This is a genomic window from Streptomyces sp. Go-475 (genome assembly GCF_003330845.1).
In the GTDB taxonomy this organism is placed as follows: domain Bacteria; phylum Actinomycetota; class Actinomycetes; order Streptomycetales; family Streptomycetaceae; genus Streptomyces.
The window spans coordinates 5,923,865-5,947,623 of record NZ_CP026121.1 but is presented as its reverse complement, the minus strand read 5'-3'; the positions used below and the strand labels follow the sequence as shown (position 1 = coordinate 5,947,623).

General features: G+C 70.5%; 22 protein-coding genes. 9 read left to right on the top strand and 13 right to left on the bottom strand.

What is annotated here, in order from left to right:
- The first annotated feature begins 184 nt into the window (after window positions 1-184).
- The 3 genes from pta (at window position 185) to pyk (ending at window position 4,997) form a co-directional block, all read left to right on the top strand.
- A complete protein-coding gene (gene pta / locus C1703_RS27560) occupies window positions 185-2,287 on the top strand; it encodes a phosphate acetyltransferase (protein WP_114255365.1) in 2,103 nt (700 codons plus the stop codon).
- Window positions 2,284-3,498 (top strand): acetate kinase, encoded by a 1,215-nt coding sequence (locus C1703_RS27555; protein ID WP_114255364.1) that lies wholly within the window; start codon window positions 2,284-2,286, stop codon window positions 3,496-3,498. The genes pta and C1703_RS27555 overlap by 4 nt, the downstream gene beginning before the upstream one ends.
- Before the next feature lie 74 nt (window positions 3,499-3,572).
- On the top strand, window positions 3,573-4,997 hold the full coding sequence (gene pyk, locus C1703_RS27550) for a pyruvate kinase (RefSeq protein ID WP_114255363.1): 1,425 nt from the start codon (window positions 3,573-3,575) through the stop codon (window positions 4,995-4,997).
- 104 nt (window positions 4,998-5,101) lie between these two features.
- Here the strand turns inward: pyk and C1703_RS27545 are convergent, their stop codons facing one another.
- The 4 genes from C1703_RS27545 to C1703_RS27530 all read right to left on the bottom strand — a co-directional run bounded on the left by C1703_RS27545 (window position 5,102) and on the right by C1703_RS27530 (window position 9,361).
- Window positions 5,102-6,457, bottom strand: a complete 1,356-nt coding sequence (locus tag C1703_RS27545; protein ID WP_114255362.1) for a hypothetical protein — start codon at window positions 6,455-6,457, stop codon at window positions 5,102-5,104.
- Window positions 6,447-7,010, bottom strand: a complete 564-nt coding sequence (locus C1703_RS27540; RefSeq protein WP_114255361.1) for a DUF6114 domain-containing protein — start codon at window positions 7,008-7,010, stop codon at window positions 6,447-6,449. Before C1703_RS27540 ends, C1703_RS27545 begins: the two co-directional genes overlap by 11 nt.
- A gap of 118 nt (window positions 7,011-7,128) precedes the next feature.
- A complete protein-coding gene (locus tag C1703_RS27535) occupies window positions 7,129-7,761 on the bottom strand; it encodes a DUF6230 family protein (protein ID WP_114255360.1) in 633 nt (210 codons plus the stop codon).
- A 622-nt stretch (window positions 7,762-8,383) separates the two neighbouring features.
- Entirely contained in the window at window positions 8,384-9,361 is a 978-nt protein-coding gene (locus C1703_RS27530; protein ID WP_114255359.1) for a tetratricopeptide repeat protein, read from the bottom strand.
- 233 nt (window positions 9,362-9,594) lie between these two features.
- Here C1703_RS27530 and C1703_RS27525 point away from each other — a divergent pair, with 233 nt between their 5' ends.
- Window positions 9,595-10,206: a TetR/AcrR family transcriptional regulator gene (locus tag C1703_RS27525; RefSeq protein ID WP_031116403.1), complete on the top strand. Its 612-nt coding sequence runs from the start codon at window positions 9,595-9,597 to the stop codon at window positions 10,204-10,206.
- A gap of 3 nt (window positions 10,207-10,209) precedes the next feature.
- Here the strand turns inward: C1703_RS27525 and C1703_RS27520 are convergent, their stop codons facing one another.
- The 3 genes from C1703_RS27520 to C1703_RS27510 form a co-directional block, all read right to left on the bottom strand.
- Window positions 10,210-11,910 (bottom strand): methylmalonyl-CoA mutase family protein, encoded by a 1,701-nt coding sequence (locus tag C1703_RS27520; RefSeq protein WP_114255358.1) that lies wholly within the window; start codon window positions 11,908-11,910, stop codon window positions 10,210-10,212.
- Window positions 11,911-11,985: 75 nt separating this feature from the next.
- Window positions 11,986-12,324 (bottom strand): DUF3817 domain-containing protein, encoded by a 339-nt coding sequence (locus C1703_RS27515; RefSeq protein WP_114255357.1) that lies wholly within the window; start codon window positions 12,322-12,324, stop codon window positions 11,986-11,988.
- 43 nt (window positions 12,325-12,367) lie between these two features.
- On the bottom strand, window positions 12,368-12,877 hold the full coding sequence (locus C1703_RS27510; RefSeq protein WP_114255356.1) for a MarR family transcriptional regulator: 510 nt from the start codon (window positions 12,875-12,877) through the stop codon (window positions 12,368-12,370).
- Window positions 12,878-13,057: 180 nt separating this feature from the next.
- Here C1703_RS27510 and C1703_RS27505 point away from each other — a divergent pair, with 180 nt between their 5' ends.
- The gene (locus C1703_RS27505; RefSeq protein WP_114255355.1) at window positions 13,058-14,053 is read left to right on the top strand and encodes a glycoside hydrolase family 6 protein; all 996 of its coding nucleotides are present in this window, start codon (window positions 13,058-13,060) and stop codon (window positions 14,051-14,053) included.
- 30 nt (window positions 14,054-14,083) lie between these two features.
- Here C1703_RS27505 and C1703_RS27500 read toward each other — a convergent pair whose 3' ends face one another.
- The 4 genes from C1703_RS27500 to C1703_RS27485 all read right to left on the bottom strand — a co-directional run bounded on the left by C1703_RS27500 (window position 14,084) and on the right by C1703_RS27485 (window position 18,670).
- Complete coding sequence (locus C1703_RS27500) at window positions 14,084-16,039, bottom strand: kelch motif-containing protein (protein ID WP_114255354.1); 1,956 nt, start codon at window positions 16,037-16,039, stop codon at window positions 14,084-14,086.
- Window positions 16,040-16,042: 3 nt separating this feature from the next.
- On the bottom strand, window positions 16,043-17,875 hold the full coding sequence (locus tag C1703_RS27495) for a cellulose synthase catalytic subunit (protein ID WP_114255353.1): 1,833 nt from the start codon (window positions 17,873-17,875) through the stop codon (window positions 16,043-16,045).
- A gap of 154 nt (window positions 17,876-18,029) precedes the next feature.
- The gene (locus C1703_RS27490) at window positions 18,030-18,323 is read right to left on the bottom strand and encodes an MTH1187 family thiamine-binding protein (protein WP_114255352.1); all 294 of its coding nucleotides are present in this window, start codon (window positions 18,321-18,323) and stop codon (window positions 18,030-18,032) included.
- Window positions 18,320-18,670 (bottom strand): DUF3817 domain-containing protein, encoded by a 351-nt coding sequence (locus C1703_RS27485; RefSeq protein WP_114255351.1) that lies wholly within the window; start codon window positions 18,668-18,670, stop codon window positions 18,320-18,322. The genes C1703_RS27490 and C1703_RS27485 overlap by 4 nt, the downstream gene beginning before the upstream one ends.
- Window positions 18,671-18,854: 184 nt before the next feature.
- Between C1703_RS27485 and C1703_RS27480 the strand changes: the two genes are divergently transcribed.
- From C1703_RS27480 to C1703_RS27465, 4 genes are all read left to right on the top strand, one after another.
- The gene (locus tag C1703_RS27480) at window positions 18,855-19,487 is read left to right on the top strand and encodes an AIM24 family protein (RefSeq protein WP_114257615.1); all 633 of its coding nucleotides are present in this window, start codon (window positions 18,855-18,857) and stop codon (window positions 19,485-19,487) included.
- The gene (locus tag C1703_RS27475) at window positions 19,487-20,137 is read left to right on the top strand and encodes an AIM24 family protein (RefSeq protein WP_114255350.1); all 651 of its coding nucleotides are present in this window, start codon (window positions 19,487-19,489) and stop codon (window positions 20,135-20,137) included. The genes C1703_RS27480 and C1703_RS27475 overlap by 1 nt, the downstream gene beginning before the upstream one ends.
- A complete protein-coding gene (locus C1703_RS27470; RefSeq protein WP_114255349.1) occupies window positions 20,134-20,934 on the top strand; it encodes an AIM24 family protein in 801 nt (266 codons plus the stop codon). Before C1703_RS27475 ends, C1703_RS27470 begins: the two co-directional genes overlap by 4 nt.
- Before the next feature lie 116 nt (window positions 20,935-21,050).
- Entirely contained in the window at window positions 21,051-21,527 is a 477-nt protein-coding gene (locus C1703_RS27465; RefSeq protein WP_114255348.1) for a MarR family transcriptional regulator, read from the top strand.
- Window positions 21,528-21,557: 30 nt separating this feature from the next.
- Here the strand turns inward: C1703_RS27465 and C1703_RS27460 are convergent, their stop codons facing one another.
- Both C1703_RS27460 and C1703_RS27455 read right to left on the bottom strand, forming a co-directional pair.
- Window positions 21,558-22,988, bottom strand: a complete 1,431-nt coding sequence (locus C1703_RS27460; RefSeq protein WP_114255347.1) for a HAMP domain-containing sensor histidine kinase — start codon at window positions 22,986-22,988, stop codon at window positions 21,558-21,560.
- On the bottom strand, window positions 22,985-23,653 hold the full coding sequence (locus C1703_RS27455; protein WP_114255346.1) for a response regulator transcription factor: 669 nt from the start codon (window positions 23,651-23,653) through the stop codon (window positions 22,985-22,987). The genes C1703_RS27460 and C1703_RS27455 overlap by 4 nt, the downstream gene beginning before the upstream one ends.
- Window positions 23,654-23,759: the final 106 nt, after the last annotated feature.

Genomic DNA, 23,759 nt, shown 5'->3' with positions numbered 1-23,759 from the left:
GCCTCTGCCGATTGTTTCACGGCCCACAGCCCGGTGCCGCACCCGAGGCTGACGGGCGCCTTATCTACCGGCGGAGGTATTGTCAAGAGGGTTCTGCTCACCTCGGTGGGCGATTTTTGTGCCCGTGGCTGGATAGCCGTTGGCTTGATACAGACCCCCACACGAGACGAAACGGAGAGCGCGCGTGACCCGCAGCGTGTACGTGACCGGCATCGACCGCGGAGACGGCCGCCAGGTCGTCGAACTGGGGGTCATGGAGCTCCTCACCCGGCAGGTCGACCGGGTGGGTGTCTTCCGCCCCCTGGTCCACGACGGGCCCGACCGCCTCTTCGAGCTGCTGCGCGCCCGCTACCGGCTGGCCCAGGACCCGGCGACCGTCTACGGCATGGACTACCACGAGGCGTCCGCCCTCCAGGCCGAGGCCGGCACCGACGAGCTGGTGTCCACGCTCGTCGACCGCTTCCACCGGGTCGCCCGCGACTACGACGTCGTCCTGGTCCTCGGCACCGACTTCGCCGACACCCAGCTCCCGGACGAGCTGTCGCTCAACGCCCGGCTGGCGAACGAGTTCGGCGCGTCGGTGATCCCGGTCGTCGGCGGCCGCAAGCAGACCGTCGAGTCCGTGCTCGCCGAGACCCGCAACGCCTACCGCGCCTACGACACCCTCGGCTGCGACGTCCTGGCCATGGTCGCCAACCGGGTCGCCCGCGAGGACCGCGACGAGATCGCCGGCCAGCTCGACTCCCGGCTCCCGGTGCCCTGTTACGTCCTGCCCGACGAGCCGGCCCTGTCCGCGCCGACCGTCTCGCAGATCAGCCACGCCCTCGGCGCCAAGGTGGTCCTCGGCGACGACTCCGGCCTCGCCCGGGACGTGCTCGGTTTCGTCTTCGGCGGCGCGATGCTGCCGAACTTCCTCGGCGCCCTGACCCCGGGCTGCCTCGTCGTCACCCCGGGCGACCGCGCCGACCTGGTCGTGGGCGCGCTCGCCGCGCACAGCGCCGGCACCCCGCCGATAGCCGGGGTGCTGCTCACCCTGGACGAGGTGCCCGGGGACGACATCCTCACCCTGGCCGACCGCCTCGCGCCCGGCACCCCGGTGCTGTCGGTGGCCGGCACCAGCTTCCCCACCGCCGAGCAGCTGTTCTCCCTGGAGGGCAAGCTCAACGCGGCCACCCCGCGCAAGGCGGAGCGCGCCCTCGGCCTGTTCGAGCGGTACGCCGACACCGCCGACCTCGCGCGCCGCGTCTCGGCGCCCAGCAGCGACCGCGTCACGCCGATGATGTTCGAGCACAAGCTGCTGGAGCAGGCCCGCTCCGACCTGCGCCGGGTCGTGCTGCCCGAGGGCACCGAGGAGCGCGTGCTGCACGCGGCCGAGGTGCTGCTGCGCCGGGGCGTGTGCGAGCTGACCCTGCTCGGCCCGGTCGACCAGATCCGCAAGAAGGCCGCCGACCTCGGCATCGACCTGGGCGAGTCCCAGCTGATCGACCCGGCCGACTCCGAGCTGCGCGACGCCTTCGCCGAGCAGTACGCGGCCCTGCGCGCCCACCGGGGCGTCACGGTGGAGCTGGCGTACGACGTCGTCTCGGACGTGAACTACTTCGGCACGCTGATGGTCCAGGAGGGCCTCGCCGACGGCATGGTGTCCGGCTCGGTGCACTCCACGGCCGCGACCATCCGCCCGGCGTTCGAGATCATCAAGACCAAGCCGGACGCGGACATCGTCTCGTCGGTGTTCTTCATGTGCCTGGCCGACAAGGTCCTCGTCTACGGCGACTGCGCGGTCAACCCGGACCCGGACGCCGAGCAGCTCGCCGACATCGCCATCCAGTCGGCGACCACGGCCGAGCGGTTCGGTGTGGAGCCGCGGATCGCGATGCTGTCGTACTCCACCGGCACCTCCGGCTCGGGCGCCGACGTCGACAAGGTCCGCGAGGCCACCGAGCTGGTCCGCTCCCGCCGGCCCGACCTGAAGATCGAGGGCCCGATCCAGTACGACGCCGCCGTGGAGCCGTCGGTCGCGGCGACCAAGCTGCCCGGCTCCGAGGTCGCCGGGCAGGCGAGCGTGCTGATCTTCCCCGACCTGAACACCGGCAACAACACCTACAAGGCCGTGCAGCGCTCGGCCGGCGCGATCGCCGTCGGCCCGGTGCTGCAGGGCCTGCGCAAGCCGGTCAACGACCTGTCCCGGGGCGCCCTCGTCCAGGACATCGTCAACACCGTCGCCATCACGGCGATCCAGGCCCAGACCCCCGCCCCGTCCCCGAGCGAGAAGGCAGCCGCCCAGTGAGTCCCACCCGTGTCCTCGTCCTCAACTCCGGCTCGTCGTCGGTGAAGTACCAGCTGCTCGACATGCGCGACAGCAGCCGGCTGGCGGTCGGCCTGGTCGAGCGCATCGGCGAGCGGACCTCCCGGCTGAAGCACACCCCGGCCGGCGGCGAGAGCCGGGAGCGCGGCGGGGCGATCGCCGACCACGACGCCGCTCTGAAGGCCGTGGCCGAGGAACTCGCCAAGGACGGCCTCGGCCTGGACTCCCCCGAGCTGGCCGCGATCGGGCACCGGGTGGTGCACGGGGGCCGGTCCTTCACCGAGCCGACCGTCGTCGACGACGCCGTGCTCGCCGAGATCGAGCGGCTCATCCCGGTCGCCCCGCTGCACAACCCGGCCAACCTCACCGGCCTGCGCACGGCCCGGGCGCTGCGGCCGGACCTGCCGCAGGTCGCCGTCTTCGACACCGCCTTCCACACGACGATGCCGGAGTCGGCCGCGCGCTACGCGATCGACGTCGAGACGGCCGACGCGCACCGCATCCGCCGCTACGGCTTCCACGGCACCTCCCACGCGTACGTCTCCCGGGCCACGGCCGAGCTGCTGGGCAAGGACCCGTCCGAGGTGAACGTGATCGTGCTGCACCTGGGCAACGGGGCGTCCGCCTCGGCCGTGCGGGGCGGCCGCTGCGTGGACACCTCCATGGGGCTGACGCCTTTGGAGGGGCTCGTGATGGGTACGCGCTCCGGAGACATGGACCCGGCCGTCATCTTCCATTTGATGCGTGTTGGTGGAATGTCCGCCGACGAGATCGACACTCTTCTCAACAAGAAGAGCGGTCTGATCGGTCTGTGCGGCGACAACGACATGAGGGAGATCCGCCGCCGCGTCGACGAGGGCGACGAGCGGGCGGAGCTGGCGTTCGACATCTACATTCACCGCCTGAAGAAGTACATCGGCGCCTATTACGCCGTACTCGGGCGGGTGGACGCGGTCGCCTTCACCGCCGGCGTCGGCGAGAACGCGGCACCCGTGCGGGAGGCCGCCCTGGCAGGGCTGGAGGGGCTGGGCCTCGCGGTGGACGGCGAGCGCAACGCCGTCCGCGGCGACGGGGCGCGGCTGATCTCGCCCGAGGGCGCCCGGGTCGCGGTGGCGGTGGTCCCTACTGACGAGGAATTGGAGATCGCGACACAGACCTACGCGCTGGTAAATGGTTCAGGGAATCACACCTGAGCGGCATCCCGCCCTTTTGTATTTTCCGCCAGACGGAATATTCCGCTGGGAAACAAACCGATAGGATCGCCCCCATGCGCCGTTCGAAAATCGTCTGTACTCTCGGCCCCGCGGTCGACTCCCACGAGCAGCTTGTCGCGTTGATCGAAGCCGGCATGAACGTGGCCCGCTTCAACTTCAGCCACGGCACGCACGCCGAGCACCAGGGCCGGTACGACCGGGTCCGGGCCGCCGCCAAGGAGACCGGCCGGGCCATCGGTGTCCTCGCCGACCTGCAGGGCCCGAAGATCCGCCTGGAGACCTTCGCCGAAGGTCCCGTGGAACTGGTCCGCGGTGACGAGTTCACCATCACCACCGAGGACGTCCCGGGCGACAAGACGATCTGCGGGACGACCTACAAGGGCCTGCCCGGCGACGTCAACAAGGGCGACCAGGTCCTCATCAACGACGGCAACGTCGAGCTGAAGGTCACCGAGGTCGAGGGCCCCCGGGTGAAGACGATCGTCATCGAGGGCGGCGTCATCTCCGACCACAAGGGCATCAACCTGCCCGGCGCGGCCGTCAACGTGCCCGCGCTGAGCGAGAAGGACGTCGAGGACCTCCGCTTCGCGCTGCGCATGGGCTGCGACCTGGTCGCGCTGTCCTTCGTCCGCGACGCCAAGGACGTCCAGGACGTGCACCGCGTCATGGACGAGGAGGGCCGCCGCGTCCCGGTCATCGCCAAGGTGGAGAAGCCGCAGGCGGTGCAGAACATGGAGGACGTCGTGATGGCGTTCGACGGCGTGATGGTCGCCCGCGGTGACCTCGCCGTCGAGTACCCGCTCGAGAAGGTCCCCATGGTGCAGAAGCGCCTGATCGAACTGTGCCGGCGCAACGCCAAGCCGGTGATCGTGGCGACCCAGATGATGGAGTCGATGATCACCAACTCCCGTCCGACCCGCGCCGAGGCCTCCGACGTGGCCAACGCGATCCTGGACGGCGCCGACGCGGTCATGCTGTCCGCCGAGTCGAGCGTGGGCGCGTACCCGATCGAGACCGTCAAGACGATGTCGAAGATCGTCACCGCGGCCGAGCAGGAGCTGATGTCCAAGGGCCTGCAGCCGCTCGTCCCGGGCAAGAAGCCGCGCACACAGGGCGGTTCGGTGGCCCGCGCCGCCTGCGAGATCGCCGACTTTCTCGGCGGCCGGGTCCTGGTGGCCTTCACCCAGTCCGGCGACACGGCCCGCCGGCTGTGCCGCTACCGCGCCTCCCAGCCGATCGTCGCCTTCACCACCGACGAGGGCACCCGCAACCAGATGGCGCTGAGCTGGGGCGTGGAGCCGTACGTGGTGCCCTTCGTGAACAGCACCGACGAGATGGTCGACCTGGTCGACCAGGAGCTGGTGAAGCTGAACCGCTTCAACGAGGGCGACATCGCGGTCATCACCGCCGGCTCGCCCCCCGGCGTCCCCGGCACCACCAACATGGTGCGCGTGCATCACCTGGGCACCAAGAACTGATCACGAAGGGGCCGTGAGGGCCCTGTACGGCGCCGAGGGCGCCCCCTGGATCGACAGGGGGCGCCCTCGGCGTGTGCGGCTCCCGAACGGGCTCTGGGGGGCGCTCAGTCGGTGATGTAGTTGTGCAGCCCGGGCACGTGCAGGGTCCCGCCGAACTGGCCCGCCTGGGTGACCTTTACGTTGGTGAAGTAGATCAGCGGGATGTTCAGCGGCGGCGGGTGCTCCGGGTCGAACGTGATCGGGATCAGCCCGAGCAGGTTGCCCGAGATGCTCTCCGTGTACATCACCGTGTCGCCGTCGCGGATCGTGGACGTCGAGCCCTTGGCCGCCTGCACGTGGTAGGTCTTGCCGGACTGCTTGTCCTTGACCGTCTGGTGGAGGTCACCGATGTCGGTGCCGCCGGAGATGACGTACTTCAGGACCTTCTTGACGGTGCCGTTGGCGGTGCGCACCTCGACGATGCCCTTGTAGTCGGCGCCCTTCAGCGTCAGCGAGCTGGCGCTGAGGTACCAGGGGTCGTCGGGCAGCGGCACCGGGTTGTCGACGCCGCCCTCGGCGTCCGTGGCGGCCGGGCAGTCCTCCGGGTCCGTGGTGGAGCTCGCGGACGGGCTGGGCGTGGGCGTCGGGGTGGTCTGGTCCGCCGCCGCCTCGGCCGCCTTCTCGACCGCCTTGGCGCTGTCCTCGACCGTCTCGGACGCCTTGCCGGTGGTGTCCCTGACGGTGTCCTCGGCGGCGCCTGCGGCCTTCTCGGTCGTCTCCCGCGCGGTGCCGGAGGCGTCCTCGGCGGGCTTCTCGGCGCCCTCGGTGCTCTCCGTGGTCCCGGAGGCCGAGGCGGACGGGGTGGGGCTCGGGCTCGCGCCGTCCTTGTTCCCGCCGTCGAAGATGCCGCCGATGGCGTCGCCGATGTCCTCCAGCAGGTTGCCGCCGCTCCGGGACGGTGAGGGGGACGGCGTGGCCGCCGCGTCGTCGCCGCTCTCGGCGGGCGCCGTCGCGGACGGGGTCGGCTTCGGCTCGTCCTTGTCGCCGGAACCTGAATCCGGCGAAGAGGAACCGTCGTCGCCCGAACCGCCCGGAGTGGCCGAGGGGGACGGCGTGGGAGCCGTGTCGCCCTTGTCGTCCTTGCCGTCCGTCGCGCCGTCACTGGCCGAGGGGGACGGCGTGGGCGAGGCGGAGGCGTCGCCCTTGGCGCCCTCCAGGGCCGCCACGCAGTCCTTGTACTCGTCGGCCGTCAGGCTCTTCGCCGTCGGCGTCGCCGGGTTGTTGCTGTCCGCGATGGCGAGCGTCGACGTGAAGCCCATGCCCATGAGGACCGCCGTCGGCATCGCCGCCATGGCTATCGCCTTGCCGGCCGGCCTGTTGAACCTGGTGAACAGCGGCTTCTTGGGTGCCGCGTGGCGCGGCCCGGTTCTCACACGGGACGCCTCCACATCAGCCCCGTGGGTCACCTCGTCAGCCGGCACTGTGCCTCCCGTTCGCCCCGTTGGCCGGGTTCGTTCCTGACAGATCGTTCGGCTTGCCCAGTCCGTCCACGGGCTTGAGCACCGTGGTGTCGGGGTCCGTCGCCTCGGGAGCCCCGCCCTTGCCGACACTGGCGTGGGTGGCGAGCTGCCCGGCGGGCGGTGCGCCCGGCGCCCAGGCCACGGCCATCGCCCCGCCCACGAGGGCGAGGAGGAAGCCGATGAGGAAGCCGCCGAGGTTGGACACGGGGATGGACACCAGCGCCAGCAGGATGGCCGCGACTCCCGCGAAGACGCGGACGTGCTTCTGGAACCAGAGGCTGACGCCGAGCACGACGAGCAGCACGCCGATGATCAGGGACCCGGCACCCGCGGTGGTCGCCATCGCCAGCGTCAGGTGACCGATCTGGAGGTTCGCGTACGGGAAGTAGGCGATGGGCAGTCCGCTGAGCAGGACGAACAGACCGGCCCAGAACGGCCGCGCACCCCGCCAGGCGCGGAACTGCTGCCTCCGGAGAGTGAACTGGCCGTCTGCGGCAGGAGTCTCGGCGCTCATGGAAAAACAGCTCCCTGGTACGGCGTTGCTGTGGTGGTGATGTGGGCCGCCCGTGAAGGCGCGGCCGGAAGGTGGACGGGCGGGGGCGCCACCGGCTCCCCCGCCCGTCATCGAGTGCTTAGTAGCACTCCTTGACACCCGTCGACAGCGACATCTTCAGGCCGCTGAGCTTGAAGGTTCCGGCGGTGGTCGCCCACGCCGTCTGCTTCACGTCGGTCAGGACCGCCCGGTCCGCCTGCTGGGCGAAGCCGTACGGGTTCGCCGTCTCGCCCTTCCTCATGGCCGGACCCTTGTTGGCGTCCTTGGCGGCCACACCGATGTCGATGTTCTCGAACGTCGCGTCGGCGCTGAGGTCGGCGACATCGATGTAGAGGTTCTGCGCCTCGACCGGCTTCTCACCCTGACCCGCACGCAGGATCAGGCTGACGTTCCCGAGCACCGGAATGTTCGGGGTGACGACCGACTGGCACAGGTTCTTGATCGTCGCCTGCTTGAACGACGAGACCGCGACCGGGTGCACGGCCTTCTTGCCGTCGAGCGTGTATCCCTCGTCGAGGGCGCCGTACTGCGAGAAGCCCGTACCGACGAGCTGGTCGGTCGTGACCTTGAACGACTGGCCGGAGACGCTGAACGACGCGGCGAGAGCGCCCTGCGCGAGGGCGACACCTATCGCAGCCGTGGCGGCGACGCTGGGCACCATGACCACAGCGAACCGCTTCCATCTGGTCCCGCCACGCACCTGGGACTCCATATTTCCTCCTTCTCGGACGTACATCTCCTGTCCTGGCTCGCCCCGAGTGGCGGCTCAGCCGGGCAGGGATGGGAGAAGTGCTACGTCCTCGGGAAGGAGAGCGCCTGCGCTCGGCGGCGCAAGTCGCGCCCGAATCACCGGCGATCACCCCCGAGCGACAACCACTGGTCGCGCCTGACACGCATCACGCACAACCCTGCTGGACAGGCTTCGCCGAGTGGGCGAAGACCCCCCTGTCCAAGAGCCGGCGCCACTGCCGCCGGCTCTGCTCGGTGGGGACCCAGGACGTCCCGCGACCCAACCGGCTGCCGGGGTACGGGAATGGACCGAGCGTGGCCGATCGTGGTGCATTCTCGCCGCCCGCACAAGGGGGATCGTTACTGGCTAGTAACGGCGGGATAACCGAACAACGACCCACTGGTCTCGGTCGGCGACACAGGGTGGCCCCGACCGGCGGTACAAAGCTGTTGATCGATGGACAGAATCCGACAGATCAACGCCCGTGACTTACTCGCAGTAACAGCGGCCGCGATTACCAAGTTTTGGTAAAGCGCGGCCGCGGTGACGCTCCGGGGGCGAATTTTTCACGCGGGCATCACAGGCCCGCGTGTTTAACGACTGGTCAGAACAGGGCCCGAGCCAGGGCCCTGCGCGCCGCGATCACCCGCGGATCCTCGGGCCCGACGACCTCGAACAGCTCCAGCAGCCGCATCCTGACGGTGTCCCGGTCGTCACCCACCGTGCGCTGCACGGTCTCGATGAGCCGGCCGAAGGCGTCCTCCACATGGCCGCCCACCAGATCGAGATCGGCGGCGGCGATCTGCGCCTGCACGTCGGCCGGCTTCTCCGCCGCCTCCTTGCGCACCTGCTGCGGGTCGACGCCCTGCACCCGCTGGAGCAACTCGGCCTGGGCGAGGCCCAGTTTGGCCTCCTCGTTGCCCGGGTCCTCGTTCAGCACGTTCTTGTAGGCCTGGACGGCACCGCTCAGGTCGCCCGAGTCGAGCGCCTGCACGGCGGCCTCCAGCAGCCCGTCGTGCGGACCGGCCGGCCGCTCGGGGGCCGCCTGGGCGCCGCCGCCCGGCTCGGCGTCGGGGTCGACGGTGAGGCCGGTCAGGCCGAAGCGCTGCTCGGCGACCTGCACCAGCTGGTCCAGGGTCTGCCGGATCTGCGCCTCGCCCGCGGCCCCCTGGAAGAGCGGCAGCGCCTGCCCGGCGACGACCGCGAAGACCGCGGGGATCCCCTGGATGCCGAACTGCTGCATCAGCATCTGGTTGGCGTCGACGTCGATCTTGGCGAGCAGGAAGCGGCCGTCGTACTCGACGGCCAGCCGCTCCAGGACCGGGCTCAGCTGCTTGCAGGGCTGACACCACTCGGCCCAGAAGTCGATGACGACGGGCACCTCGGCGGACCGCTGGAGGACGTCCCTCTCGAACCCCGCCTCATCGACGTCGATGACGAGATCGACCGGGGAGATCGCCCCCGTGCCGCCCTCCCGGGCGGCTTGGGCGCGCGCCTGCTCCGCCTTCGCCTTGGCCTCCTGGGCCGCCTTCACCGCGGCGAGGTCGACGACTCCGCTCATGGACATGTTCCGTGGCTGCATGCGTCTATCCTCCCCCGTACTGCGCGCGTGTGTGAAAAACGGTGTGAAAGCCAGGCCGGTCGGGTGCCTTTCGGCGCCGGGTCCCCACCCGCGCCGCGCGGACGAAGCCCGTGTACGTCCGGCACGGGCTTTCGCTACGAGTCGTAGCGTAATGCCACGCGGTACCGCCGGGACACCACCTTCCGGTGATCTCCCTCACGGCCACACAGGAACCACAGGTCTATGGTCGAGGGATGCAGACCCGCAGCCCAGCCGGCCGCGCCGGGCGCCCGCGCAGCGCCGCGGCGGACGCCGCGATCCTGGCCGCGACGCGGGAGGCCCTCGTTGAGCTGGGCTGGTCGAAGCTCACCCTGGGAGACGTCGCGACCCGCGCCGGGGTTGCGAAGACGACGCTCTACCGTCGCTGGGCGGGCAAGAACGAACTGGTCGTCGACGCGGTGGCGGAGCTGTTCGACGAGCTGGAACTCCCGGACCGCGGCTCCCTGGCCGCCGACATCGAGGGCGTGGTGCTCCAGTTCGCCGCGATCCTGGCCCTGCCGGAAGCGAAGAGCGGTCTGATGGCGGTGGTGGCCGAGGCGACCCGCGACGAGGCCCTGCGGGAGCGCATCCGCGCGTCCGTGGTCGACCGTCAGAAGCGCCTGGTCCTGGAGGGCCGCGCCCGGGCCCAGGCGCGGGGCGAACTCCCTCCGGAGCCGGACCCGCGGTCGGCCGCCCGCACGGTCGACCTGATCTTCGACATGGTCGCGGGAGCGGTGGTGCACCGCACCCTGGTGAGCGCGGAGCCGGCGGACGAGGAGTGGGTCCGCGGTTTCACCAGGGTGCTGCTGCAGGGGCTCGGCACGTAGCTCTCAGAACCCGGCGGGCTCGGTGTACACCCCCCACTCGTCCCGCAGCACCCCGCAGATCTCGCCCAGCGTGGCCTCCGCCCGCACGGCGTCCAGCATCGGCTCGATCATGTTGGCGTCCGAGCGGGCCGCCGAGATCATCTCGTCGAGCGCCGCCTGCACGCGTGCCTCGTCACGCCCGGCCTTCCGCTCGCGGAGCATGCGCACCTGCTCCCGCTCCACCTCGTGGCTGACCCGCAGGATCTCCAGGTCGCCGGTGACCGAGCCGGTGTGGACGTTGACGCCGACGACCTTCTTCTCGCCCTTCTCCAGCGCCTGCTGGTACCGGAACGCCGACTCGGCGATCTCGCCGGTGAACCAGCCGTCCTCGATGCCGCGCAGGATGCCGGACGTGATCGGCCCGATGGGGTGCTGCCCGTCGGGGTGCGCGCGCAGCCCCCGCTCCTTGATCTGCTCGAAGATCTTCTCCGCGTCGGCCTCGATCCGGTCGGTCAGCTGCTCGACGTACCAGGAGCCGCCCAGCGGGTCGGCCACGTTGGCGACGCCGGTCTCCTCCATCAGCACCTGCTGTGTGCGCAGCGCGATCTCGGCGGCCTGCTCGCTCGGCAGGGCGAGGGTCTCGTCGAGGGCGTTGGTGTGCAGCGAGTTCGTCCCGCCGAGCACCGCCGCCAGGGCCTCCACGGCCGTGCGCACGACGTTGTTGTACGGCTGCTGCGCGGTGAGCGAGACGCCGGCGGTCTGGGTGTGGAACCGCAGCCACTGGGCCTTCTCGGAGGTGGCCCCGTAGACGTCGCGCATCCAGCGGGCCCAGATCCGGCGGGCGGCGCGGAACTTGGCGATCTCCTCGAAGAAGTCGACGTGGGCGTCGAAGAAGAAGGACAGGCCGGGCGCGAAGACGTTCACGTCCAGCCCGCGGGAGAGCCCCAGCTCCACGTATCCGAAGCCGTCGGCCAGGGTGTACGCCAGCTCCTGCGCGGCCGTCGCCCCGGCCTCGCGGATGTGGTAGCCGGAGACGGACAGCGGCTTGTACGCGGGGATGCCGGCCGCGCAGTGCTCCATCAGGTCGCCGATGAGCCGCAGGTGCGGCTCGGGCTGGAAGAGCCACTCCTTCTGCGCGATGTACTCCTTGAAGATGTCCGTCTGGAGCGTGCCGTTCAGGACGGACGGGTCGACGCCCTGCCGTTCGGCGGCGACCAGGTACATGCAGAAGACGGGGACGGCCGGGCCGCTGATGGTCATCGACGTCGTGACGTCACCCAGCGGGATGTCCTTGAACAGGACCTCCATGTCGGCGGCCGAGTCGATGGCGACCCCGCAGTGCCCGACCTCGCCCAGGGAGCGCGGGTCGTCGGAGTCGCGGCCCATGAGGGTCGGCATGTCGAAGGCGACCGAGAGCCCGCCCCCGCCGTTGCGGAGGATCATCTTGTAGCGCTCGTTGGTCTGCTCGGCGTTGCCGAACCCGGCGAACTGCCGGATGGTCCACGTCCGCCCTCGGTAGCCGGTCGCGTACAGGCCGCGGGTGAAGGGGTACTCCCCGGGCCAGCCGATCCGCTCGAACCCGTCGTACCTGTCCCCGGGCCGGGGCCCGTACACCGGCTCCACGGCGTCGCCGGAGAGCGTCGTGAAGTCGGCCTCGCGCTTGCGCGCGGCGTCGTACCGGGCCTGCCAGCGGCGGCGGCCCTCCTCGATGGCGTCAGCGTCCATACCCTCGAATTTACTTGGACGTCCTAGTAAATGTCGATGGCTGACCGCCGCACGTTCGTCCGTACGGCGGTCCGGTTACGCCTTGGCGGTCGCGGGCGAGTCCTCCGCGACCCTGGCCTCGAGCTCGCGGCTGATCCTGCGCTCCACGAAGAACGCGGCCGTCGGGATGGTCCCGGCGAGCAGCACCCAGATCTGCTTGCCCACCTTCCACTTCGCCTTGGAGCCCAGATCGAAGGCGAAGATCAGGTAGACCACGTACAGCCAGCCGTGCGCGATGCTGACGACGCGCGTGAAGTCGGCGGCGCCGTTCAGGTCGAGCACGTACTTGCCGATCATGCCGAGGGTCAGCAGGACCAGCAGGACGCCGGTGACATAGGCCATCACGCGATAGCGCGTCAGCACGCTCTTTTTCATGCCGTCGAGCGTAACGACCCGTTCCGGGAGATCTTGCCCGGGGTCACTGCTCCTCGAAGTCGCCCGCCGCGATCCGCAGCGGCCGCAGCATCGCGAAGATCTCCGCGCACTCCTCCGCGTCGTACACCCCGAGCCCGAAGTCCATCGCCATCAGGTCGCGGGTGGCCGCCTCGACCACCTCGCGGCCCTTGCCGGTGATGCTGGCGAGGGTGCCGCGCCCGTCGTTGGGGTTCGGCCGCTTGGCCACCAGGCCCGACCTGACCAGGCGGTCCACGGTGTTCGTCACGGACGTGGGATGCACCATGAGCCGCTCGCCGATCTTGGACATCGGCAGCTCGCCGGACTTGGAGAAGGTGAGCAGCACCAGCGCCTCGTAGCGCGCGAACGTCAGGCCGTAGGGCTTGACCACCGCGTCGACCTCGGCGAGCAGGATCTGCTGGGCGCGCATGATCGAGGTGATCGCGGCCATGGACGGTACGTTTCCCCAGCGCTGCTTCCAGCGTTCGTCGGCGCGCGCGATCGGATCGAAGGAGAGACTGAGCGGCTTCGGCACGAACCCGACCTTACCGGCCGGTCACATGGTGGTCAGCCCCGTCTCGCCCTTCGGGCCGAGCGCCGGGGCTCCGGCGCCGGGACGCGGTCGCCTCATGTCCTTTCCCTGCCGATTCGTTTCGATGTGTAACGATTGCTGCCGGATTCATCACTGAACGTCACCTTCCTCTCAGGGAGCGGCATGACCCGGCTGATCCACGCCCTCGCGGCACTCGCGGTGCTCGGTCTCGCTGCGGGCTGCTCGTCCGGCGCCGACCCGGCGCCCGACCCCGGCGCCGACACCACGAAGGCCGCCTACGCGGCCGGCACCTCCCCCTTCTGGGTCGACCCGCAGAGCCCCGCCGCCCGGCAGGCGCAGCTCTGGCAGCGGCAGGGCCGGGGGCAGGACGCCCAGCTGATCCGGCGGATCGCCGACCAGCCGGTCGCCCTGTGGCCGGCGGGCGAGACCGACCCGTCCCCGGCGGTGAGGGCGGCGGCCTCGGCCGCGAGCCGGGAGGGGAAGACGGCGGTCTTCGTCGCCTACAACATCCCGCACCGGGACTGCGGCCAGCACTCCGCGGGCGGGGCGGCGGACGCGGGCGCCTACCGGGACTGGATCGGGAAGTTCGCCGGCGCCCTCGGCGAGGCCGAGGCCCTGGTCGTCCTGGAGCCCGACGCGGTCGCGCACGTCGTGGACGGCTGCACACCCGGCGAGTACCACGCCGAGCGCGAGCAGCTGCTCGGCGAGGCCATCGCCCGGCTGAAGCAGCAGCCCAACACCAAGGTGTACCTGGACGCGGGCAACGCGGACTGGATCCGGGAGTCGCAGAAGCTGGTCGAGCCGCTGAAGCGGGCCGGTATCGAACAGGCCGACGGCTTCGCGCTCAACGTCTCCAACTTCCAGACCGACGAGGTGACCACGGAGTACGGCGTCCGGCTCGCCGAGGCCCTCGGCGGCAAGCACTTCGTCGTCGACACCAGCCGCAACGGCAACGGCCCCCTGCCCGGCGTCTGGTGCAACCCGCCGGGCCGGGCGCTCGGCACCCCGCCCACGACCGCCACCGGCCGGCCCGTCGTCGACGCCTACCTGTGGATCAAGCGGCCCGGCGAGTCGGACGGCACCTGCGAGGGCGGCCCGGCCGCCGGGCGCTGGTGGCCGGAGTACGCCCTGGAGCTGGCGCGCAACGCCAAGGGCTGACCCGGCCCCCGCTCACCGAACCCCGTTCGCTCACTCCACGTGGATCCACTCGGCCTTGGACGGCGTGCCCTCGGCGTCCGTCACGAACAGCATGTACCAGCCGGGCGGCACGAGCGCCGGGTCGCGCGGCACGTCGAACGTCACCGCGTCGCCCTTCCTGGTGATGTCCAGCTCGATGGAGCGCTGCTCGACGTCCGTGGTGTGCGTGACCGCGCTGGGGCGCATCAGCCGGGCCTCGGCCACCCGCTCCGGGTGGTCCGTGCGGAAGGTGACGCGGTGGTCGTCGTCCAGGGTCTTCGGACCGCCCTTCAGCACGGGCCGGTTCTGCGGGTTCCTGTGCAGCGCGGGCGGGGTGAAGACCTCCATGCGCTGCTCGAAGTGGCCCAGTTTGGTGTTCTGCTGGTCGTCGAAGAGCGGGTCGGAGCCGAAGGTGGCGATCCGGCCGTCGGGCAGCAGCAGCGCCTCGGAGTGGTAGTTGCGGCCCACCCGCGGCGCGGCGGCCTCCCGGAAGGCGTTGGTCTTCGGGTCGTAGAACTGCGCCTTGAGGATGTTGCTGGCGCTGCGCCCGCGGTAGTCCCGGGAGCCGTTGGACGTGAACACGGTGTCGTCCGGCATGATCACGCTGTTCAGGTAGCGGGTGCCCTGCGGCAGGTCGGGCCCGTCCTCGAAGGCCGGGTTGTCCTTCTTCAGGTCCACCACGGCCGTGCGCGGGGTCGACTTCTTCGACTCGCCGACGCCCCCTCCGCCCAGGATCATCACCTTCTGCTCCTGCGCCGGGGGCAGCAGCACCGAGGCCGAGGTCTCCGTCTGGTCGAGGTCCGTCAGCCCCGGCACCTTGCGGAAGGTGTTGGACTCCAGGTCCCACAGCCCCGGCTCGCGCCCGTGGTCGGCGGGCCCGTAGCCGGCGTTGGAGGCGGAGTAGAACAGCTTGCCGCCCTTGGTGAGGAACAGCGCGGGGTACGTCGGGAAGTACCGCTTGGGCCCGGGTGACCACTTCTTGGTCTCCGGGTCGTAGATTTCGTTGTCCCCGGGGTCGATCATGCCGACGTCGTCCAGGCCGGACACCGCGAGGACCCGGCCGTCGTCCAAGCCGACCAGCGTCGGGTACCAGCGGGCCTTGTCCATCGGGTCGACGGGGACGTACTTCTCGGCCTTCGGGTCGAACTCGTAGGCGGCGCGGATGCCCTGGAAGTCCTGCTTGTCCAGGGTGATCTTCTCCGACAGGCCGTAGACGTTGTCGGCGTCCTTTCCCTTCAGGCCGACGATCTCGTACTGCGCCTGCTTCTGCGTGACCGACAGCGGGCCCTTCTTCACCGCCTCGACGAAGACCCGGGCCTCGCTGGCCGTGACCTTGGTGCGCCAGGGCTGCATGACGCCGCGGCTGTTGTACGACACCTTGAAGCTGCGCTTGGCCTTGGGGACGGTCACGTCGAACTTGGTGACGTACTCGACGCCGGCCGGGGAGCGGAAGCGGGTGCCCTTCTTCAGGTGCACGGCCTTGTCGGGGCTCTCGTTCTTCACGCGCATGCCGCCGCCGGCCCGGGTCACCTCGCCGTCGAGGAGCTCGTAGCGGGCGGTGCCGCCGGCCACGAGCAGACGGCCGTCGGGGAGCTGCGCGTGCCCGGCGCAGAAGAAGTCCTCCGGGGTGGGGACCTTCTTGAAGGTGTTCTTCTCCGGGTCCCACAGGACGGTGTCGAACTCGCCCTTGTCGAACTTGCGCTGCTCGTTGCCCGACCCGGCGACGATCAGCACCTTGCCGGTGTGCAGCAGGGCGGCGTGGATGGCGTTGGTGCGGTACTCCTCGGGGATGTCGACCTGGTCCCAGGAGCCGTACTTCGCCTTGTACTCGGGCTGGGCGATCTCGTACTCGTGGTACTGCTCGGAGACGAAGTCGAGGGCGGCCGGGGCGTTGAGGCTCGCCAGGACCGCGATGCCGCCGATGCCCAGGACGGTCTTCTTGGTCTTCTGCGAGGGCTGGTAGGCCATGGCCTAGTTGCCTCCTGTCGGGGTGCCGGAGACCGGGGCCGCCGGGGACGCGGTGGCGAGGGCCGGGGCGGCGGTGGCGGTCGGGGCGGGCTCCTTGCTCTCGGGCACGCGCGCGTGCGCCGGGGTGGGCGTGGGCGCCGGTGCGGGCTCGGGCCGGCGCTCCCGGTACTCCTTGAGGAGCGTGGCGGCCCACACCGCGGCCGGGGCCAGGGATATGGCCATGGCGAGGACGGCCCAGGTGCGCATCGCGGCGTGCGTGTGGTCCAGGGCGGCCGAGGCGGCCAGGGACGTGGCCAGCAGGGCCGCCCAGAAGAGGTGGATGCGGAAGGTGGCGGGCCGGTCGGGGCTGGCGTCACCGCCCTTGGGCGTGACGACGAACCTGCTGGGACGGCGCAGCAGGGCCTCGCCCAGGGACTTGAGGTAGATCGGCGCGGACAGGGCCGACATCGCCATGCCGGCCAGGCCGCCGGAGCCCTCCGGCTCGTGGGGGCTGACGTTGTGGCGGCGGTTCCACAGGTACAGGCCGATCTGGAGGGCGGCGGCGTCGCTGTAGAGCATCATCCAGACCGAGGCGGAGACCTGGGTGCCGGAGGCGCCGAACCAGAGGAAGAGGAAGCAGCTGAGGATGCCGAGCAGCCAGTTGACGGCCGTCATCGGGTAGTAGACGAGCATCAGCGTGTAGGAGAGCAGGCGGCCCGGGGGCATGCTGAAGGGCGCCTTCCAGTACTGCTTGAGGAGCGTCTCGTAGGTGCCGCGCGACCAGCGCATCTGCTGGGTGAAGAAGTCGGTCCAGGAGGCGGGGCCCTCGCCGACGGCGAGCACGTCCGGGGTGTAGACGGAGCACCAGTGGCGGTGCGTGGCCGGGTTGCGGTGCCGGTGGATCTCGAAGCCGGTGGCCATGTCCTCGGTGATGGAGTCGTACAGGCCGCCGATCTGCTTGACGGCGGAGATCCGGACGACGTTGTTGGTGCCGACGAACATGGGGGCGCGGTACCGGTTCCCGGCGCGCTGGATCAGGGCGTGGAAGAGGAACTGCTGGGACTCGGCGGCCTTGGTGACGGGGTTGTGGTAGTTGCCGTACACCTGGGGGCCGACGACGAAGGCCACGTCCGGGTCCCTGAAGTACCCCATCATCCGCTCCAGGAAGTCGGGGTGCGGGACGTGGTCGGTGTCGACGGAGGCGAAGAAGTCGTAGGCGTCGCCGTGCATGGCGATCCAGGCGTTGTAGTTCCCGTGCTTGGTACGGGCCTTGTGGACGCCCGTGGAGCGGTTCCACTCGGGGACGCCGAGCCGCGTGAAGTGCCGGACGCCGAGTTCCGCGCACAGGGCCTTGGCGTCGGGGTCGTCGCCCTCGTCGAGGAGCCAGACGTCGAGGGGGCCGGTGTGGTGGATGCGGGTGGCGCCCTCCAGGGTCGCGCGGACCATGGCGAGGGGTTCCTTGCCGGGGACGTACGTGGTGAGGAAGGCGACGCGGGTGCCGGGTTCCGGGACGACGGGGACGGGGTCGCGGGCGACCATCGTGGCGTGGGCGACGGAGGCGACGTTGACGAGCATGAAGAGTTCGATGAGCCCGATCGCCATCAGCATGGTGACGTCGAGGCCGATGAGCCAGCGTTCGGCGCCCTCGCGCTCCACCCAGTGGGTGGGCCAGACGAGGTAGACCAGCAGGGCACCGGTGAGCAGCGGGGCGAGGCTCATCAGGAGGACGGCTCGTATTCGGCGGGGCTCGCGCGAGAGGAGCGAGGCGTACTGCACGCGGTACGCCTCACCGGACGGCTCCGTGAGCGGCCCGGCGAGTCGGCTGTGGGAGTCGTAGTCGTAGCCCTCCGGCCGCACAGCGCCCTCCAGATGGTTGGGACCCGATACCCATACGAAAGTGGACCTTTGGGGCGGTGTCGAACTGGGGGCGTCCAGGCGGGTGGGGCCCGGGAACGACGAGAACCCCGGCCCGCACGGGCCGGGGTTCCGTCATCGCTGCTGCCTTCGGGGGCTACTCCGCGAGGTGCCGCTCCACCGTCTCCACCTTCGACGTGAGGCCGTCCGTCACGCCGGGCCGGATGTCCGCCTTCAGGACGAGGGAGACCCGGGGCGCCCGCCGCTCGACGGCCTCGACCGCGCGCCGGACGACGTCCATGACCTCGTCCCACTCGCCCTCGACGGACGTGAACATCGCGTCGGTGCGGTTCGGCAGGCCGGACTCGCGGACCACCCGCACGGCATCGGCGACGTACTCGCCCACGTCCTCGCCGACCCCCAGCGGCGTCACGGAAAAGGCGACGATCACGCCTTCACCGCCCCTTCCTTCTCCTGGCGCGCCCGGGACGCGATCACGGCGTCCTCGGCCTCACGCCGCAGCTTGCGCTCGGCGAAGAACCCGCCGGCGGGCAGCACCGAGAGCACGAAGTACAGGGCGGCGGTCTTCACCGGCCACTTCGCGCGGTTCCACGCGTCCGCCCAGAAGATCACGTACAGGATGAAGAGGACGCCGTGCACCATGCCCATGACCGGCACGGCGTTGAAGTCCGTGGTCCGCTTCAGCACCGAGCAGACCAGCAGGAGGAGGAAGGAGATCGCCTCGGGGGCCGAGACCAGGCGGAGGCGGCGGATGGCGGTGGCGGTCTTGAGGTCCACAGGTCACCTTCGGTGAGAGACGGTCTTGCTGGGGCCTGACGCTTTGTGAACGCACGCACAAGCGTCCCGCCCATTGTGACAAACCGCCTCGGGGCCCGGCCCCTAGGGGTGCGGTCAGGGTCGTTCTCCACCCAGGGGCCCTGTCCGTGGCGCCCGGCCTGCGGCTAACGTCGCGTACGTGGCGATGTTCCGACTTCAGAGCAGCAAGGTGCTCGCCGTCGACATGACCGGAGACGCCGTGAAGGCGAAGAACGGCTCGATGGTCGCGTACGACGGCGAGATGGCCTTCAAGAAGCTCAGCGGCGGCGGCGAGGGCCTCCGGGGCATGGTGACCCGGCGGCTGACCGGTGAGCAGATGACGTTGATGGAGGTGAAGGGCCGCGGAACCTGCTGGTTCGCCGACCGCGCCTCCGAGATCAACCTGGTCAGCGTCCAGGGCGACAAGCTCTACGTGGAGTCGAGCAACCTGCTCGCGACCGACGGCGGCTTGCGCACGGGGACGGAGTTCACGGGCCTGCGCGGGGCCTCACAGGGCAACGGCCTCTTCACGACGACCGTCGAGGGCCACGGCCAGGCCGCGATCATGTCCGACGGCCCGGCCGTGGTGCTGCGCGTCAGCCCGCAGTACCCGCTGACCGTGGACCCGGGCGCGTACGTGGCGCACCAGGGGAACCTGCGGCAGTCCTTCCAGTCCGGTGTGACGTTCCGCACGCTGCTCGGCGAGGGCGGCGGCGAGGCCTTCCAGATGCGGTTCGAGGGGGACGGCCTGGTGTACGTGCAGCCGAGCGAGCGGAACACGATCGCGGGAGACGTGTGATGGCCTTCCGGGAGATCAACGCGAAGATGGTCGAGGCGACGGTCGCGCCGGGCCAGCGGCTGTTCAGTCAGCGCGGCGCGATGCTCGCCTACCAGGGCGAGGTGTCCTTCACGCCCAACTCGATGGGCGGCCAGGGCGGGATCATGTCGATGATCGGCCGCCGGGTCGCCGACGAGGACACGCCGCTGATGACGGTCGAGGGCAGCGGCACGGTCCTGTTCGGGCACGGGGGCCACCACGTCCAGGTCATCCAGCTCACCGGCGACACCCTGTACGTCGAGGCGGACCGCCTGCTCGCCTTCGAGGGCACGCTCCAGCAGGGCACGATGTTCCTCGGCTCGCAGGGCGGCGTCATGGGCATGGTCCGGGGCCAGGTCAGCGGCCAGGGACTGTTCACGACCACGCTCAAGGGACACGGGGCCGTCGCGGTCATGGCCCACGGCGGGGTGATCGAGATCCCGATCGCCCCCCAGCGGCCGGTCCATGTGGACCCGCAGGCCTACGTCGCCCACCACGGCGACGTCCGCAACAAGCTGTCCACCGCCCTGGGCTGGCGGGACATGGTGGGCCGCGGCTCGGGCGAGGCCTTCCAGCTGGAGCTCAGCGGCAGCGGTGCGGTGTACGTCCAGGCGTCGGAGGAGAAGCTGTGAGCACCTACGGAACCCCGGGCGCCGGCCCCGCGGTCTTCGACCCGGCGACGCTGCCGCCCGACGACAACGTCAATCCCTACACCTTCTGCGTGGAGCTCAAGGGGAGCCAGTGGTTCCTGCAGAAGGGGAAGATGATCGCCTACTACGGCTCGATCGACTTCAACGGCGTCGGACACGGCCGGCTGGACCGTCTCGTCCGTACGTCCTTCCATTCGCCTCTGCACGCGAGCGACTGGGTCGTGGCGGAGGGCTCGGGCAAGATGCTCCTCGCCGACCGGGCCTTCGACGTGAACTCGTACGACCTCGAGGACGGCAATCTGACCATTCGCTCCGGCAACCTGCTCGCTTTTCAGCCAACTCTCGCACTGAAGCAATCAATCGTGCCGGGTTTTCTGACCCTCATCGGAACCGGAAAGTTCGTGGCCGCCTCGAACGGCCCGGTGGTGTTCATGGAACCCCCGATCCGGGTCGACCCCCAGGCCCTGGTCGGCTGGGCCGACTGCCCCTCCCCCTGCCACCACTACGACCACGGGTACATGACCGGCGTAATGGGCGGTCTACGTGCGCTGACGGGCCTCGGCGGGGCCTCCGGCGAGGAGCACCAGTTCGAGTTCGTCGGCGCCGGCACGGTGCTGCTCCAGTCGTCCGAGACCCTGATGGCCGAGCAGGCCACGGGAGCCGTTCCGCACCAGGCCGGCGTGCCCGGCGGCGGGGCGCACAGCCCCCAGGCCGGGCAGTCCGGCGTACCGCGTCTTCCCGGACAGCTGGGCGACCTCCAGCGTCGCTTCGGGCTGTGAGCGGTAGTCTGCGGAGTGTGACATCGAACGCCTGCGCACCAACGTTCGGCAGGCGTGCGCCGTCATACGAAAACCCTCACTAGTTCGCCTTTCAACCTTTTAGGTAGACTTCATTCATGGAGACCGAGACGGCCACTCGCTGGCTGACCGATGCGGAGCAGTGCGCCTGGCGCACCCACCTGGAGGTCAACAGGCTGTTGGCGTACCAGCTCGAGAAGGACCTGCAGCCGTTCGGCCTGACAATGAACGACTACGAGATCCTGGTGAACCTCTCCGAGTCCGAGGACCAGCGGATGCGGATGAGCGACCTCGCCTCCGCCACCCTCCAGTCCAAGAGCCGCCTCTCGCACCAGATCACGCGCATGGAGAACGCGAACCTGGTCCGGCGGGAGAACTGCGAGTCGGACCGCCGGGGGCTCTACGCCGTCCTCACCGAGCACGGCATGGCGACGATGCAGAAGGTCGCGCCCCACCACGTGGCGTCCGTGCGCAGGCACTTCATCGACCTGCTCTCCCCGGAGGCCCTGACGGAGCTCGACAAGGCCCTCAAGCCCATCGCGGAGCACCTGCGCGGCCAGCGCGGGCGCCCGTAACCGGGACGGGCCGCCAGCGCCCTGCGGCCGCTACGCGAGCGGCAGGCGGAGTTCGAACAGGGCTCCGCCTGCGGGCCCCTGCCCGGCCGTCAGCGTGCCGCCGTGCCGTACGGCCACGTCCCGGGCGATGGCGAGCCCCAGCCCGGCACCGCCGTCGTCGCGGCTGCGGGCGGCGTCCAGCCGTACGAACCGCTCGAAGATCCGCTCCCGGTCGGCCTCGGGCACACCGTCCCCGTCGTCCGCCACTCCGACGACGGCCCGGTCCCCCTCCCGCCGCACGCTCACGGTGACGGCCTCCCGGGCGTGCCGCTGGGCGTTGTCGAGCAGATTGGCCAGCACCCGCCCCAACTGCCCCCGCGATCCGGCCACCTCCACCGGCTCCGCGTCCACCGTCACGCCCGTCCGCCCCTCGGCCTCCTCCCGGGCCAGCCCGGCGAGGTCGACCTTCGCGTCGCCCAGCCGCTCCCCGGCGTCCAGCCGCGCGAGCAGCAGCAGGTCGGCGGCGAGCCGCTGGAGCCGCACGGTGTCCTCCACGGCCCCGTCGAGGTCCAGCAGTTCGGGATGGGCGGCGGCCACCTCCAGCTGCGTCCGCAGCGAGGCGATGGGGCTGCGCAGCTCGTGGGAGGCGTCGGCGACGAAGCGCCGCTGCCGCTCCACGGACTTCTCCAGGGCGGCGAGCGTCTCGTTGGTGGTGCTGGCGAGCCGGGCGATCTCGTCGTGGGTGTCGGGCTCGGGGACGCGCCGCGCGAGGTCCTCGGACTGGGTGATCGCGGCCATCTCGCGCCGGATGCCCTCCACCGGCCGCAGCGCCCGCCGGGTGACCAGCCAGGTCACGCCCGCGACGACGCCCAGCAGCAGCGGGAACCCGATCAGCATCACCGTCAGCGCGCTCCGCACGGCCCCGTGCTCGGCGGCCAGCGGGGCACCGGCGAAGACCTTGAGGTGCCCCCGGTCGTGGGTCTCCACCTCCACGGCGGCGAACCGGTAGTCCTCCGTCTCCCCGTCGACCGTCGCCGACCCGTTCCGGAAGACGCTCTCCCCGGAGATCTCCCCGGGTTCGAGGGCCTCGCGGGAGCCGGAGTCATCGGCGTCGTCATCGGCGTCGTTGTCGGCGTCCCCGCGCGGCACCGCGGCCGGCGGCTGCGCCTTCACCCGCTCGCTGTCCGTACCGCTGATCCGCTCCAGGTCCTCACTGACCGCGACCAGCCGCTTGTCCTCGTCGAGGACCTGCACCGGCCCGACGTCCCCGTCCAGTCCCGACAGCTTGTCGTAGGGCGTCCCGGCGGCGAGCTCGGAGGCGACCGCCCGCGCGGAGCGCTCCGCCTGCGTACCGGCCTCGCCCATCAGGTTCGACCGCAGGGACAGCAGCACGGCGGCCCCGGCCGCGACGAGCGCCACCGCGACCACGAGCGTCGCCGCCAGCGTGGCCCGCGCCCGGACGGACCCGAACAGCCGCCTCACGGCGAGGTCTCCAGCCGGTACCCGGCCCCGCGCACGGTCCGGATCAGCCCCGGCCGCAGCTTGCGCCGCAGGGTGCTGATGTACACCTCGACGATGTTCGGGTCGCCCTCGTACGCGAAGTCCCAGACGTGCTCCAGGATCTCGGACTTGGACACCACCTCGCCGGCCCGCAGCACGAGCTGCTCCAGCACGGAGAACTCCTTGGCGGTGAGGGCGATCTCGTCCTCACCGAGGAACACCCGGCGGGCCGCGGTGTCGACCTTCAGGTCCCCGTGCACATGCACGGGCGAGGCCCCCGCGCCCACGCCGCGCCGCCGCAGCAGCGCCTTGATCCGGGCGACGAGCACGACGTACGAGAACGGCTTGGTCAGATAGTCGTCCGCGCCCGTGTCGAGCCCCTCGGCCTCGTCGTACTCGCCGTCCTTGGCGGTGAGCATCAGGATCGGCACCTCGTGCCCGGCGGCGCGCAGGGCGGCGCAGACCCGGTAGCCGTTGAGCCCCGGCAGCATGATGTCGAGGATGACCAGGTCGTACGTCCCCTCCGAGGCCCGGTGCAGCCCCTCCCGACCGTCGTGGACGACGTCCACGGCGTACCCCTCGGCCGTCAGGCCCCTGGCGAGCGACAGGGCCAGCCGCTTCTCGTCCTCCACGATCAACAGGCGCATGAGTAAAGAGTGGCAAAGGGAACCTGAAGATCCCTTCAGGGGGTTTCAGGTTCCTCTCAGCCTCGGTCGGCCAGAGTCGAAGACGTCGAAAACGAAACGACTCGGG